Genomic DNA, 14,878 nt, shown 5'->3' with positions numbered 1-14,878 from the left:
GCCAGTCATCCAACACCCCCGCCAACGGACAGCGCCCAGGCACGGTGACTTGCATGGTGGGATGCCCCCTCGTATGATCCGCGCTATCGTGGTCATAAAATGGCCGCCAATGGAACCACATGACTAAAACTCTGATCATTGCCGAAAAGCCGTCGGTTGCCCTGGATATATCCCGGGCCCTGGGGGGATTCACCCGCGAGGGGGACTACTTCGAGAGCGAGCAGTTCGTGCTGTCCTCCAGCGTCGGCCATCTGCTTGGCCTGGTGGCGCCCAACGACCCCGTGCGCGGCAAATGGAGTTTTGCGCATCTGCCGGTCATCCCGCCACAGTTTGAACTCAGCCCTGCCGACAAGCGATCCACCGAACGCCTGAAGCTGCTGGTCAAACTCCTCAAGCGCAAGGACGTGGGTGCCATCATCAACGCCTGCGACGCGGGCCGCGAGGGCGAGCTGATCTTCCGCTATATCGTGCAGTATTCGGGGGTTAAAAAGCCCATCCAGCGGCTGTGGCTGCGATCCATGACCCAGGCGGCCATCCGCGAGGCCTTCGCCAACCTGCGCGACGACGAGACGATGAAGCCACTAGAGGCCGCCGCCCGCTCGCGCGCCGAGGCCGACTGGCTGGTGGGCATCAACGGCACACGCGCCATGACCGCCTTCAACAGCAAGGACGGCGGCTTCTTCAAAACGCCCGTGGGCCGTGTGCAGACCCCGACGCTGGCCATCGTGATGGAGCGCGAGGACCGCATCCGCCAGTTCATCACCCGCGACTACTGGGAGGTCCACGCCACGTTCGTCGCCGCCGCCGGCCTGTACGAAGGCCGCTGGTTCGACCCGGCCTTCAAAAAGAACGAACAGGACCCGGACGCCCGGGATTCGCGCCTGTGGTCGGCCAGTGCGGCACAGACCATCGTCGCGGCCTGCCGCGAACAACCCGGCACGGTGACCGAGGAATCCAAACCCAGTACCCAGATGTCGCCCGCGCTGTTCGACCTGACCACGCTGCAGCGCGAGGCCAATTCGCGCTTCGGCTTTTCGGCCAAGACCACCTTGTCCCTGGCCCAGACCTTGTACGAGCGCCATAAAGCCCTGACCTACCCCCGAACCGATTCGCGCTATCTGCCCCAGGATTACGTGAGCACCGTGCAGCAGACCATGCAGGGGCTCTCCGACAGCGAATCGGGCGTGGCCCGTTCCGTGCGGCCCTTTGCCGCCCAGGTCGTGGCCCAGGACTGGGTCAAGCCCAATCGCCGGATTTTCGATGACAAGAAGGTCTCCGACCACTTCGCCATCATCCCGACCCTGCAGGTGCCGCGCGAACTCAGCGACGCCGAATTCAAGATCTACGAACTGGTGACGCGGCGGTTCCTGTCCGTGTTCTTCCCGGCGGCGGAATTCCGTATCACCACGCGCATCACCCAGGTATCCGGCCACCATTTCAAGACCGACGGCAAGGTCCTGGTATCGCCGGGCTGGCTGGCCATCTACGGCCGCGAGGCACAGGGTGACGACGCATCCCTGATTGCCGTGGCCGAGGGCGAGCGCGTACGCACCGAAGACATCGAGGCCCGCGCGCTGGTCACCAAACCACCCGCGCGCTTCAACGAAGCCACGCTGCTGTCCGCCATGGAAGGCGCCGGCAAACTGGTGGACGACGAGGCGCTGCGCGAAGCCATGTCCGAGCGCGGGCTGGGCACGCCGGCTACGCGCGCTGCCATCATCGAAGGGCTGCTGAACGAAGGCTATCTGCGCCGCGAAGGCCGCGACCTGATCCCCAGCGCCAAGGCGCGCCAGCTGATGACGCTGCTGGCCGGCCTGGGGGTCAACGAACTGACCTCGCCGGAACTGACCGGCGAATGGGAACACCAGCTGAAACTGATCGAGCAGCGCCAGCTGGACCGCGAGACCTTCATGCGCGAGATTGCGCAGATGACGCAGGTGATCGTCAAACGCGCGAAGGAATACGAGCGCGATACCGTCCCCGGCGACTATGCGACCCTGAAGACACCCTGCCCGAAATGCGGCGGCGTCGTGAAGGAAAACTACCGCCGTTACGCCTGCACGGTCTGCGATTTTTCCATCGGCAAACACCCGGGCGGGCGCACCTTCGAAGTCCCCGAGGTCGAGGAACTGCTGGCCAAACGCACGCTCGGGCCGCTGACCGGATTCATCAGCAAGATGGGCCGGCCATTCGCTGCCGTGCTGCGCATCACCGACGAATTCAAGCTGGAGTTCGACTTCGGCCAGAAGGAAGACGAGGACGCCGAAGCCGTCGATTTTTCCGGTCAGACGCCGCTGGGCGCCTGCCCGAAATGCGGCGGCCGCGTCTTCGAGCACGGCATGAACTACGTCTGCGAACATTCGGTGGGGCCGGCCAAGACCTGTGATTTCCGCAGCGGCAAGGTCATCCTGCAGCAGGAAATCCCGGCCGAGCAGATGAGCCAGCTGCTGGCCACCGGCAAGACGAAACTATTCGACGGTTTCGTATCCAGCCGCACCAACCGCAAATTCAAGGCCTATCTGGTGCGCCAGGACGACGGCAAGATCGGCTTCGAATTCGAGGCACGGGCACCGAAGCCGGGGGCCAAGGCCGCAGCGGGCAAGCCGGCTGCCAAGACCGCCGCGACGGCCAAGGCGGGGGCGGCAAAAGCGTCATCCACCGCCAAGGCCAGCGCGGCAAAAACCACCAAATCCGCCGGCAAGACCGCCAAATCGACCCGTGCGGCGGCCAGTTCCAAGTCCGCCGCCAAAACCGGCGCCACCACGGCCAGGAAGGCCGCAGCGGAATCGCAGGACGACGACAGCCCGGCGTTCTGACGCGCGGTTCGGTTCACCCTCGGGGCGCGATTCAAACCCGCGGGTGAACCGAACTTAACTGCTCTCGCGAATTTTCAGGGCAAATCCCAGATCGATCACCGGGGTTGGCACGGTTTCGTCCCGGATCAGCCGTAGCAGCATTTTCGCCGCCGCATCGCCGACTTCGCGACGCGGCGTGCGCAGGCTGGTCAACGGGGGCAGCATCTGCTCATTGCCCGGCAGGTCATTGAAACCCACCACGCTGACACGATCGGGAATCGGGATGCCAAGCCGCAAAGCCTCCAGCAACGCGCCATGGGCCAAATCGTCATTACAGAAAAACATGGCATCCACGTCGGGATGCGCGGTCAGCAATCGGCGAAAGGCCTCCGCCCCCAAGGCGGCGGAGGACGGTCTCGCATCGAGAACCTCTAGACGCGGGTCGTAGCGGCCCGCCAGGCTCAGGGCGCGGCGAAAACCATCGGCACGCTCCAGCGTGCGGGGGTCCAGCTGGGCGCCCACAAACGCGATGCGCCGCCGCCCCCGGTCCAGCAAATGCCGGGCCACCGTCTCGGCCGCGTCGACCTGGGAGAACCCGACACAATGTACGCCAGGCTCGTCGCTAAGCTCCATGACATGCACGCACGGTGTGCGACTGTCCGCGATCAGGCGGCGCACGACGTCACTGCGATCAAATCCAGTCAAGATCAGGCCCGCTGGCCGATGCGACAAGTAGTTTTCCAGCAAGGCCGCCTCGCGACTCGGCTGATATTGCGTGATGCCGACGAAAATGGGGTAACCGGCATCCCACATGACATCCTGGATCGCTTCCAGCAGTTCGGTGAACAGCGTATTGGACAGCAGGGGAATCAGCACCACGATGTGGCCGCTCTTGGCCGATGCCAGCGCCCGAGCGGACGGATCCGGGCGGTAGCCCAGTCGGGCGACGGCATCCTGCACCCGATCCGCCAGTTCAGGCCGCACCGTCGTCTTGCCGGCCACCACGCGCGACGCCGTGATGGGGCTGACCCCAGCCAGGGCGGCGACGTCCGCCAGCGTCACCCGGCCCGTCGCCCGACTGCGGGCCCGTGTCCCCCGGTCCCGCCTTGAACCGTCACGGGACGTGGCGTCATGTTTCATAGAGGAATTCCCTAATGTCGTCATGCAGAAGATAGCGCTATCTTAGCGCCTCATCAAGACCTGATTCGCAGCAGCATCCCGACAGTCGCGCCGCGCCAGGGTGTACCAGGGATAACTTCACGCAAGGTCATTTTTTTCAATGCAAAAGATAGCGCTATCTTTGTCTGCCGGCGATCAGGAAGACAGCCATGCGCCGCCGGCTCAGGCGGTCGTCGTCATGGGGGTCTCCGGCAGCGGCAAGTCCACGGTCGGCGAGATCCTGGCCCGTCGCCAGCACTGGACCTTCGTGGAAGGCGACGCCTTTCACAGCGAACAGAATCACGCCAAGATGCGCACCGGCATCCCGTTGACAGACGAAGACCGCCACTCCTGGCTGGAGTCTCTAGGCCGGGAACTTGCCCGGCACGCGCCAGACGGCGTCGTCCTGAGCTGCTCCGCCCTGAAGCGCACCTACCGCCAGCGGCTGCGGGACCACGTGCCGGACCTGGCCTTCATCTGGCTCGACGTCGGGCGCGATGCGGCGGCGCAGCGTGTCGCTGGACGAGGTGCCAGCCATTTCTTCCCCGCCACCTTGATCGACAGCCAGTTTGCCGCGCTGGAGCCGCCAGTCGACGAGGCCGGACTGCTGCATCTGGATAGCGAACAGCCGCTGGACCACATTCTTGCCAGCGCATGCGACTGGCTGCAAAGGAGACCACATGCATCCCGCTGAACCGGAATCCGGTCGGACCGGCAAGCCCCTGATCCGCAAGACGGCTGAAGCCTTCATGGCCATCACTCTGGCGCTGATGGTCATTGCCGTTTTCAGCAACGTCGTGCTGCGCTATGCCTTCGGCACGGGCCTGGTGATCTACGAGGAGCTGTCCCGCCTGCTCTTCATCTGGCTGGTATGCATGGGCACGGTCGTTACCGCCTATGAGAAGCGGCACCTGAGTTTCGACTTGCTGGTGGACCGCGCCGGCCCCCGCACGCGCCCTGTCCTGGATGCGCTGGCCGGCGTGATCGGCTTTGTCGTCCTGTCCATGGTAATCAAGGGAGCATGGGACCAGGTCATCGCCGGCATGCACAGCTACAGCCCCGTGATCGGATATCCGCTGTCGATCGCAGCTGCCGCGACGCTATTCATGGCCGCCGCCATGGTGGTCATTCTCTTCAAGCAAAGCATCCTGGACCGCCTGCGCGGGTGAAGCAAGGACACTGTCATGGAAATCACCCTGCTTTTCCTCGCTGTCCTGTTCGGCTCCATGTCGATCGGGATACCCATCGCCATCGCCCTGCTGGTGTCCGGTGTGGCGCTGATGTGGCAGCTGGATTTTTTCAACACCCAGCTGCTGGCGCAAAATCTTCAGGCCGGATTCGACAGTTTCCCGCTGCTGGCCGTGCCATTTTTCGTGCTGGCGGGCGAACTGATGAATGCCGGCGGTCTGAGCCAGCGGATCATCGACATGGCGCGCACCTTTGTCGGCCATATCCCCGGGGGGCTGGGCTACGTCACCATCTTCGCCTCGGTGCTGCTGGCTTCGATGAGCGGCTCGGCCATTGCCGACACAGCAGCCCTGGCCACCATTCTGCTGCCCATGATGCGCCAGCAGAATTACCCGCTGGACTACAGCTCCGGCCTGCTGGCCTCGGGCGGGATCATCGGTCCGATCATTCCGCCTTCGCTGCCCTTCATTATCTACGGTGTCACCACCAATACGTCCATCAGCAAGCTGTTCATCAGCGGTGTAGTGCCCGGTATTCTGATGGGCGGGGCATTGCTGATCGCCTGGCGGCTGGTGGCCCGCCGACGCAACCTGCCCGCTGCCCAGCGCACCACCCCGGCGCAGCGCCGCAAGGCCATCGCCGACAGCACGTGGGCGATTTTCATGCCGGTCATCATCCTCGGCGGCATCCGCTTCGGTGTCTTCACCCCGACCGAGGCGGCCGTGGTCGCGGCCGTCTATGCATTTCTGGTGTCGCGTTTTATCTACAAGGCGCTGTCCTGGAAAGCCGCCTATGAGGTGCTGGTGACCTCCAGCATCACCACGGCAGTCGTGATGTTCCTGTGCGGCGCCGCGACGGTGGCGGCCTACATGATTACGCTGGCGGACCTGCCCAACCAGCTCGCCGCCTTGTTCCAACCGATCCTGGCCCACCCCAAACTGTTCATGACCTGCATGGTGATCTTCCTGCTGCTGGTCGGCACGTCCATGGATCTGACGCCCATCATCCTGATTTTCGCTCCCGTCTGCCTGCCGCTGGCCCTGAAGGCGCACATCGATCCAATCTATTTCGGCTTCATGTTCGTCTTCACCGGCTGTCTGGGCCTCATCACCCCGCCGGTGGGGACGGTGCTGAACGTGGTGGGCGGCGTCGGCGGCGTCCGGATGGAAGCCGTCGTCAAAGGCGTCGCCCCCTTCCTGCTGGTCTACGTGCTCCTGCTCGTGCTGCTCGTTGCTTTCCCCCAGATCGTCACCGCTCCAGTCCGCTGGCTGGGCTGAGACGTCGGCAACCGCCCCAAAACGGCGAACCCCTTTACCCAAGGAGAAGTCCCATGAAAATCAAGATGCTGTTCCTTGTCGCCACGCTGGCGGCGGGCGCCATGGGCCTGTCGGCCCACGCCGCCGAAACCCGCCTGATCCGCTTCGGCTACGGCCTCAACCAGGATTCCAACCAGGGCCGCGCCGTCCAGGTCTTTGCCAATGAAGTCGCCAAACTGTCCGGCGGCAAGATGAAGATCCGGGCCATTGGCGCGGCGGCCCTGGGCTCGGACATCCAGATGCAGCAAGCGCTCATCGGCGGCGCCCAGGAAATGATGGTGGGCTCGACCGCCACCCTGGTAGGGATCACGCCGGAGATGGCCTTGTGGGACACGCCCTTCCTGTTCAATTCCGGCACCGAGGCCGACCAGGTGCTGGATGGCAAGACGGGCCAGGACATCATGGACAAGCTGAAAGACAAGGGCATGGTCGGCCTGGTCTACTGGGAGAATGGTTTCCGCAACCTGACCAACAGCAAGAAGCCGGTCGAGCGTGCCGAGGATTTCAGCGGCCTGAAACTGCGCGTCATGCAGAACAACGTCTTCCTGGACACCTTCCAGCGGCTGGGCGCCAACGCCGTGCCCCTGCCTTTCTCGGAACTGTTCACCGCGCTGGAAACCAAGACCGTCGACGGCCAGGAGAATCCTTTCAACACCATTCTGTCCAGCAAGTTCTACGAGGTCCAGAAGTACCTGAGCGTCACCAACCACGTCTATAGCCCCTGGATCGTCACGGCCAGCAAGAAGTGGTGGGACGGCCTGAGCGCCGACGAGCGCGGCATCCTGATGCAGGCGGCCCAGGCCAGCCGCGACTTCGAACGCACAGACACCCGCGCGGAAGCCGACAAGGCGCTGAGTCAGCTGAAGGCGGACGGCATGCAGGTCAACACCGTCAGCGCACAGGAAGTGCAGCGCATGCGCGAGACGATCACCCCGGTCAACGCGCAGATCAAGAAGTCCGTGGGGCCGGACCTATGGAACGCGGTGCAGGACCAATTGAAGGAAATCCGCAAGGGTGCCTGATCCAGGTCCTGGCCCCGGATCCAGGACGGCGGTCCGTCGATAACATGACGCGGCCAGGCTCGGGAAACCAGGCCTGGCCGCGTCATGCCGGCGCGACGGCAACCCCGCCACGCCGCAGACGCGTCACCGATACACCAGATCCCGGAAGAACAGCGACAAGCCCGGCCAATAGGTGATGACCATCAGGCAGGTCAGCACCACGCCCACGAAGGGCAGCAGCGGCCGGATCAGCCGCTCGATGGGGACTTTCGCCACCGTGCAGGCGGCGAACAGGTTCACGCCGAAAGGCGGCGTCACCATGCCCAGCGCCAGGTTCACCACCATGATCACCCCGAAGTGCGCCGGATCCACGCCGAACTGGGTAGCCACGGGCAGCAGCAAGGGCGCCAGCACCACGATGGAGGCCGAAGTCTCAATGAACATGCCGATGATGAACAACGCGACATTCACCCCCAACAGAAAGGTGACTTCGCTGCCGAACAAATGGCTGAGCCATTCGCCCAGCGCCATCGGCACGCCGGCGCGGTTCAGCAGGAACCCGAACACCCCGGCGTTGGCGATGATGAACATGATGATGGCCGTGGACATCACGGAGCTGTGGAAGGTGCGCCCCAGAATGGCCCAGTTCAGCCGGCGATAGATGAAGACCCCCACGAACAGGGCGTAGACCACGGCCACGGCGGAGGCTTCGGTGGGCGTGAAGATGCCGCCATAGATGCCGCCTAGAATGATGACCGGCATGAGCAGCGCCCACCAGGCCTTCCGGAAGGCGGCCCAGACCGGCAGACGGCCGTCGCCGTCATGGGTGCCCAGACCATTTCGCCTGGCATACAGCCAGACGTAGAGCATCAGCCCCACCACGATCAGGATCCCCGGGCCAATCCCCGAAATGAAGACCTCGCCCACCGAAGTGTCGGTGGACACGGCAAACAGGATCATGGGGATCGACGGCGGGATGATGACACCCAATTCGGCCGCCGAGGCCTGCAGGGACGCCGCAAAGGGCGCGGGATAGCCGTGCTTGACCATGGCCGGGATCAGGATCGAGCCCACCGCGAAGGTGGTCGCCACACTGGAGCCGGCGACCGCGGCGAAGATCATGCAGGTCAGCACGCAGCTGCAGGCGAGCCCCCCCTGAACGCCACCCACCACGCTCTTGGCGAACTCGACCATGCGTTCCGAAATCCCGCCGGCCTCCATGAGGTTGCCCGCCAGGATGAAGAAAGGCACAGCCATCAGCGGGTATTTGTCCAGCGCGGCGTAGAGCTGCTGGGCGATCACGAGCCACGTCATGTGCCCGTCGAACCCGACCCCGACCATGGTGGCCAGCCCGATGGACACGGCCACCGGCACGGTCAGGCCGAAGAACAGCAGCATGGAAACGACCATCAGTTGCGACATGGTCAGGGATCCTATACAGGTTCGATATGGAGACGGCGCGGGCCCTCGGCCCAATAGGCCAATGCGCCAATCAGCGCGAGTGTCGCGCCGACGGGAATGGAGAGGTAGATCCAGGAAATCGACACACCCAGGCTGGGGGTGGTCTGGAAGCGCACCCGCCAGGTCATGTCGAATCCGATCCAGACCAGAAAGCCCAGAAAGCCCACGACGATGAGCAGCACGACGTGTTCCAGCAGGCGGGCGCGATGCGCGGCCAGCAGGTTATGCAGCAGATCCACGCCCAGCATGGCCCCGTGGCGGAAGGCCAGTGCCATGCCCAGCATCACGGCCCAGATGATCGAGGCCCGCGTCCAGGCCTCGGACCAGGCCGAGGGGGACTGCAGGACGAAACGGGCCAGGACCTGATAGAAGCCCGCCGCGACGGCGGACCACAGCAGGGCCTGGGCCACCCAGGACACCAGCCGGAACAGGCCCCGGTCGATCAGACCCAGCGCTCGCATGATACCCCCTTGGCGCTACGCGCCGTCCCCCCGAGGGGGAATTCGCGCTTGGGACGGCCCGGCGCGCTCATGATTTATTGTGTATTCCGGATGGATTCGACAAGGTCCTTGCCGAACTGTTTGTAGTATTGCGGGTAGACGGGTTCCACCGCCTTCACGAAGGCTGCGTGATCCACCGTGTTGACCTGCATGCCGTTGGCCTTGAGCGTTTCCACGCCATCCGTCTCGATCTTGTCGACGAACTGGCGCATGGCCTGCGCGCCGGCCAGGGCGGCATCCTTGAATTTGGCCTTGTCGGCGTCGGGCAGGCCGTTATAGACCGAAGGCGACATCAGGATCAGCGCCGGACCGTAGACGTGAGCCGTCAGCGACAGGTATTTCTGCAGCTGCCAGATCTTCACCGACACCAGCACGGACAGGGGATTTTCCTGGCCGTCGATGGTGCCCTGCTGCAAGGCGGTGGCGACTTCGGGCCAGGCCATCGGGGTGGCCAGCACGCCCAGCTGCTTGAAGGCGGCGATGTGGATCGGATTTTCCGTCGTGCGGATCTTCAGGCCCTTGATGTCAGCCGGTTCCTTCACGGCGCGGACGTTGTTGGTCAGATGGCGGAAACCCTGTTCACCCCAGGCCAGGGCCACCAGGCCTCGTTTGGGAAATTCGGCCAGCATGTCCTGGCCGATCTTGCCGTCGAGGACCTTGCGAGCATGAGCCAGGTCACGGAACAGGAAGGGGATATCGAACACCCCGGTCTGTGGCACGAAATTCAGCGTGGCGCCCGTGGAGACGATGGCCAGATCGATCGTGCCCAGCTGCAGGCCTTCAATCACCTCGCGCTCGCCGCCCAGCTGGCTGTTGGGGAACTGCTGGATCTTGAAATTGGGCTCGCTGGATTCCAGCGCCTTCGCGAAGGCCGCCGCGCCCGCGCCGTAATGCGAGGTTTCGGACAGCGCATAGGCCATCTTGAGGGTGGTCTGGGCCAGCACCGGCGTGGCCGCCGTCAGGCCCGCCAGCGCCGCAGCCGCAATCCAGCCGGCCAGTTTCTTTCCGTGATGCATGATGCCGTCTCCCGAACATGATGATTTATTGTCGCCATCCGGACAAGCGCCGGGTTTTGGCCCCGTAGTGTTCTAACACGAAGAAGTCCCGGCCCGCAACGCAGGTACGCCCCGCGATGGCCAATATGGATGGTCCCTAGGGAAATCCAGGAAGGCTGCCCCGCCGTGGGCCTCTGGTTCCTGTCTTATGATGGTTCGGGCCGACCATCGCGCACGGCGGGACACACCAGACCAGGAAATCGACCTCATGCCCACGCATCATTTCATCGCCAACCGACGCCAGCCGACCCGGGACGACCAGACCATCCCCGTCATCGATCCGTCCGACGGGCAGGTCTTCGACCACATCGCGCGCGGCACCGCCGCGGACATCGATCGTGCCGTGCAGGCAGCCTGCGCCGCGATGGGCGACAGCCTGGACGGCCCCTGGGCCAGGACCTGCGCTCGCGATCGCGGCCGGCTGCTGGCCGACTGGGGCCGCGCGGTCCTGGAACACGCCGACGAACTGGCCAGGGTCGAAGCCCGCGACACCGGCAAGACCCTGCACACGGCGCGCAACGACGTGCTGGCCCTGGCGCGCTATTTGGAGTTCTACGCGGGGGCCTGCGACAAGCTGCACGGCGACACCCTGCCCTACGAAACCGGCTACACGGTCATGACCGTGCGCGAACCCCACGGCGTCACCGGCCACATCATCCCCTGGAACTACCCGGTGCAGATCTTCGGCCGCAGCGTGGGCGCGTCCCTGGCGGCGGGCAATGCCTGCGTGGTCAAGCCCGCCGAGGATGCCAGCCTGTCCACCCTGTATCTGGCCGACCTGGCCGCCCAGGCCGGCTTTCCCGCCGGTGCGCTGAACGTCGTGACCGGCTACGGCCACGAGGCCGGCGCCGCGCTCGCCGCCCATCCGGGCATCCATCACATCTCGTTCACCGGTTCGACTGTCACCGGCCAGCGCGTGGCCGAAGCCGCCGCCCGCCATCACTGCCCCGCCGTGCTGGAACTGGGGGGCAAATCACCGCAGATCGTGTTCGACGACGCGGACCTGGACGCCGCCCTGCCGGTGATCGTCAATGCGATCATCCAGAACAGCGGCCAGACCTGCTCGGCGGGCAGCCGGCTACTGGTGCAGGAAGGCCGCTACGAGGCGGTTGTCGCCCAACTGGCCGAGCGTTTTCGCGCGCTGCGCGCCGGGCCGGCGGCCTCCGATCCAGATCTGGGCCCGCTCGTCAACCAGAAACAACACGAACGGGTACGCCAGATCCTGGCCTCGGCGCGCGCCGAAGGGCTGACCGAGGCCGCGCGCGGACAGGTCCTGGCCGATGCGCCGGCGGCTGGCTACTACCAGGAGGCCGTGCTGTTTCGCGACGTGCCGCAGGACAGTGTGCTGGTGCAGGAAGAGATCTTCGGCCCGATTCTGGTGGCGCAGCCCTTCCGCACGGAAGCCGAGGCGCTGGCGATGGCCAATACCACCCCCTACGGCCTGGTCGCGGGCGTCTGGACCCGCGATGGCGGCCGGCAGTTGCGGCTGGCGCGGCAGCTGCGCTGCGGCCAGGTCTTCATCAACAACTACGGCGCGGGCGGCGGGGTCGAACTGCCGTTCGGCGGGGTCAAGTCCAGCGGCTACGGGCGCGAAAAAGGCTTCGAGGCGCTGCTGGGATTCACGACCCTGAAAACCGTGGCCATCCGGCACGGCACCATCGATTAACCCGCCGCCCGGTCGATCCACCCGCCCCTCTTCATCGAAAAACCATTCAATCCACAGGAAACAGCATGCGTCTGGAAAACAAAGTCGCGATCGTGACCGGGGCCGGATCCGGGTTTGGCCGTGGCATCGCCGCGACCTTCGCCCGCGAGGGCGCCCGGGTTCTCGTTGCCGACATCAACGACGCCGCCGGCCAGGAAACCGTCGATCAGATCCGCGCCGCCCAGGGGCAGGCCAAGTTCGCCCACGTGGACGTTGCCAGCGCGGCCAGCATGCACACGCTTCTGGCCAGTGCGCTGGCTCATTATCCGGGTGTGGACATCGTCGTGAACAACGCGGGGGCGACCCACCGCAACCGGCCGATGCTGGAAGTCGGCGAAGCCGAATTCGATCGCATCTATGCGATCAACGTCAAAAGCATTTTTCACAGCGCCCAGACCTTCGTGCCGCATTTCCGCCAGCGTGGCGGCGGCGTGTTCGTGAACATCGCCTCCACGGCGGCGATCCGGCCGCGCCCCGGCCTGACCTGGTACAACGGAACGAAGGGCGCCGTGCTGACCACCAGCCGTTCGATGGCGGCCGAACTGGGCCCGGACCGCATTCGGGTGAACTGCGTCAACCCGGTGGTGGGCGCCACGGGGCTGCTGTCCGAGTTCATGGGGGTGCCCGACACCCCGGAGGCTCGCGCGAAATTCACGGCCAGCATCCCGCTGGGGCGATTCTCGACCCCTGACGACGTCGCCAACGCCTGCCTGTATCTGGCCAGCGACGAGGCGTCCTTCATCACCGGCGCCTGCCTGGAGGTCGACGGCGGGCGCTGCGTGTGACCTATTCTTCGACGTACCAGGTGTCCTCGGAGAGCATCACCTGCTGATGCCCGTAGCCCGCCGGCATCATGGGAAAGCAGTTCTGCAGGGGCACGACGGCCACGTCCAGGAAATATGGCCCGTCATGCGCCATGCAGGCGGCCAGCGCCGCGTCCAGGTCGCGCGGATGGTCCACCCGCGCCGCGCCCCAGCCGAAAGCCCTGGCCAGGGCGACGAAATCCGGGATCGAGGCGTTGTAGCTATGGCTGTAGCGCCCCTCGTGGATGAGTTCCTGCCACTGGCGCACCATGCCCATGTGGCCGTTGTTGCACAGGATGAGTTTGACCGGCGCCCGATGCTGCATGGCGGTGGCGAGTTCCTGGATGTTCATCAGCACAGAGGCATCGCCGCTGACGCACACCACCAGCTTGTCCGGGTGGGCGATCTGCGCCCCGATGGCCGCAGGCAGCCCATAGCCCATCGTGCCCGCCCCGCCCGAGGTCAGCCAGCGGTTGGGGCGATCGAGCTGGATGTACTGCGCCGCCCACATCTGATGCTGGCCCACGTCGGTGGAGACGACAGCGTCGCGCCCTGCCAGCACGCGATTGACCCGCTGCATCAGGTCCTGCGGCAGAATGACGTCAGCTGACGGTTCGACCTTCAGGCAGTCGCGCGCCTGCCAGACGCCGATACGCTGCCACCATTCGTCCAACCGGCCGGATTCCAGCGGATACTGGCCGAGTTCCTTGTGCAGTGCGCGCAGCAGCGGATAGCAGTCGCCCACCAGCGCCACATCGGCGCGCACGACCTTGTTGATCGACGCGGGGTCGATGTCCAGATGGATTTTGTCCGCGTGCGGGCAGAAGTCCGACAGGCGGCCCGTGATGCGGTCGTCGAAACGCGCCCCTACGCAGACGATAAGGTCGGCGTGGTGCATGGCCAGATTGGCCTGCAGCGTGCCGTGCATGCCCAGCATGCCCAGGAACTGCGCATCGCCTGCCGGATAGGCGCCCAGCCCCATCAGGGTCAGCGTGCAGGGGGCCCCTGTGGCCTGCACCAGTGACCGGAAGGCATGGCAGGCATCGATGCCCGAATTGATCAGCCCGCCACCGCCGTAGAACACGGGCCGGCGCGCCCGGGCGATCAGGGCGGCGGCGCGCTTGATGGACGCTTCCGTCGCGGGGGACAGGGTTTCGACCCCGGCCTCGGGTTCGGGCGCCGGCACAGTGTTTTCAGGCGGCACCAGCGCCATCTGCAGGTCTTTGGGGAAGTCCAGCAGAACCGGCCCGGGACGCCCGGAGCGGGTCAGGCGCAGGGCCTTTGCCACCAGATCGGCGACGTCCTCGATGCGGCGCACCTGGGCATTCCATTTGGTGACCGGGCGCGAAATGCCGACCGCGTCGCATTCCTGGAAGGCATCCGTGCCGATGGCGCTGGTGGCCACCTGGCCGCTGATGCACAGCACGGGGATCGAATCGCACAGGGCGTCGAGCAGCCCCGTCGTCGTGTTCGACATCCCCGGCCCGGAGGTCACCAAAACGACGCCCGGCCGGCCCGTGGAGCGGGCATAGCCTTCGGCCGCGTGCATGGCGGCCTGTTCGTGGCGTACCAGCACATGGCGGATGCGCGGTTCGGCGTACAGGGCGTCGTACAGCGGCAGCACCGCGCCGCCCGGGTAGCCGAACACCGTATCCACCCCCAGGGCGATCAGGGTGTCCAGCAGGACTTCGGCGCCATTGCGGCCGGCAGCGGGTGGGTGGGTGGCGGCGGTGGCGCGCAGGGGCGCGGGAGTGGGGGCATTCACGGAAGGAACCTGAACAAAAGGAGCCACGCGGGGACAATCTTTGAGTTTATCCCTTTTCATGCGCCTGCCCTTCCCGTCACGCAGTCGCGTTCTGTACACTTTAGGCCCTGCACGCCATGGCTGATTCCGCC

Annotated in this window: 12 protein-coding genes; 7 read left to right on the top strand and 5 right to left on the bottom strand. The window is 65.3% G+C overall.

Features of this window, described 5'->3' with window-relative positions:
• Positions 1 to 119: 119 nt before the first annotated feature.
• The gene (locus tag ABCV34_RS12290; RefSeq protein ID WP_345796494.1) at positions 120 to 2,816 is read left to right on the top strand and encodes a DNA topoisomerase III; all 2,697 of its coding nucleotides are present in this window, start codon (positions 120 to 122) and stop codon (positions 2,814 to 2,816) included.
• A gap of 54 nt (positions 2,817 to 2,870) precedes the next feature.
• Here ABCV34_RS12290 and ABCV34_RS12285 read toward each other — a convergent pair whose 3' ends face one another.
• Positions 2,871 to 3,935 (bottom strand): LacI family DNA-binding transcriptional regulator, encoded by a 1,065-nt coding sequence (locus ABCV34_RS12285; RefSeq protein WP_345796493.1) that lies wholly within the window; start codon positions 3,933 to 3,935, stop codon positions 2,871 to 2,873.
• A gap of 160 nt (positions 3,936 to 4,095) precedes the next feature.
• Here ABCV34_RS12285 and ABCV34_RS12280 point away from each other — a divergent pair, with 160 nt between their 5' ends.
• The 4 genes from ABCV34_RS12280 to ABCV34_RS12265 all read left to right on the top strand — a co-directional run bounded on the left by ABCV34_RS12280 (position 4,096) and on the right by ABCV34_RS12265 (position 7,479).
• The gene (locus tag ABCV34_RS12280; RefSeq protein WP_345796492.1) at positions 4,096 to 4,647 is read left to right on the top strand and encodes a gluconokinase; all 552 of its coding nucleotides are present in this window, start codon (positions 4,096 to 4,098) and stop codon (positions 4,645 to 4,647) included.
• Positions 4,634 to 5,122, top strand: coding sequence for a TRAP transporter small permease (locus ABCV34_RS12275; RefSeq protein ID WP_345796491.1), 489 nt, complete (start codon positions 4,634 to 4,636; stop codon positions 5,120 to 5,122). The genes ABCV34_RS12280 and ABCV34_RS12275 overlap by 14 nt, the downstream gene beginning before the upstream one ends.
• A 15-nt stretch (positions 5,123 to 5,137) precedes the next feature.
• Positions 5,138 to 6,418 (top strand): TRAP transporter large permease subunit, encoded by a 1,281-nt coding sequence (locus ABCV34_RS12270; RefSeq protein WP_345796490.1) that lies wholly within the window; start codon positions 5,138 to 5,140, stop codon positions 6,416 to 6,418.
• A 101-nt stretch (positions 6,419 to 6,519) separates the two neighbouring features.
• Positions 6,520 to 7,479: a TRAP transporter substrate-binding protein gene (locus tag ABCV34_RS12265; protein WP_345798778.1), complete on the top strand. Its 960-nt coding sequence runs from the start codon at positions 6,520 to 6,522 to the stop codon at positions 7,477 to 7,479.
• A gap of 123 nt (positions 7,480 to 7,602) precedes the next feature.
• Here ABCV34_RS12265 and ABCV34_RS12260 read toward each other — a convergent pair whose 3' ends face one another.
• From ABCV34_RS12260 to ABCV34_RS12250, 3 genes are all read right to left on the bottom strand, one after another.
• The gene (locus ABCV34_RS12260) at positions 7,603 to 8,880 is read right to left on the bottom strand and encodes a TRAP transporter large permease (protein WP_345796489.1); all 1,278 of its coding nucleotides are present in this window, start codon (positions 8,878 to 8,880) and stop codon (positions 7,603 to 7,605) included.
• 11 nt (positions 8,881 to 8,891) lie between these two features.
• Positions 8,892 to 9,380: a TRAP transporter small permease gene (locus ABCV34_RS12255; RefSeq protein ID WP_345796488.1), complete on the bottom strand. Its 489-nt coding sequence runs from the start codon at positions 9,378 to 9,380 to the stop codon at positions 8,892 to 8,894.
• A 74-nt stretch (positions 9,381 to 9,454) separates the two neighbouring features.
• Entirely contained in the window at positions 9,455 to 10,435 is a 981-nt protein-coding gene (locus ABCV34_RS12250) for a TRAP transporter substrate-binding protein (RefSeq protein ID WP_345796487.1), read from the bottom strand.
• Between the two features lie 247 nt (positions 10,436 to 10,682).
• Here ABCV34_RS12250 and ABCV34_RS12245 point away from each other — a divergent pair, with 247 nt between their 5' ends.
• On the top strand, positions 10,683 to 12,140 hold the full coding sequence (locus ABCV34_RS12245) for an aldehyde dehydrogenase family protein (protein WP_345796486.1): 1,458 nt from the start codon (positions 10,683 to 10,685) through the stop codon (positions 12,138 to 12,140).
• A 65-nt stretch (positions 12,141 to 12,205) separates the two neighbouring features.
• The gene (locus tag ABCV34_RS12240) at positions 12,206 to 12,964 is read left to right on the top strand and encodes a glucose 1-dehydrogenase (protein WP_345796485.1); all 759 of its coding nucleotides are present in this window, start codon (positions 12,206 to 12,208) and stop codon (positions 12,962 to 12,964) included.
• A gap of 1 nt (position 12,965) precedes the next feature.
• Here ABCV34_RS12240 and ilvB read toward each other — a convergent pair whose 3' ends face one another.
• Positions 12,966 to 14,807, bottom strand: a complete 1,842-nt coding sequence (gene ilvB, locus ABCV34_RS12235; protein ID WP_345796484.1) for a biosynthetic-type acetolactate synthase large subunit — start codon at positions 14,805 to 14,807, stop codon at positions 12,966 to 12,968.
• Between the last annotated feature and the right edge of the window lie 71 nt (positions 14,808 to 14,878).

This window comes from Castellaniella sp. MT123 (assembly GCF_039614765.1).
Lineage (GTDB): Bacteria > Pseudomonadota > Gammaproteobacteria > Burkholderiales > Burkholderiaceae_B > Castellaniella.
This window is presented reverse-complemented; position numbering and strand designations above follow the sequence as displayed.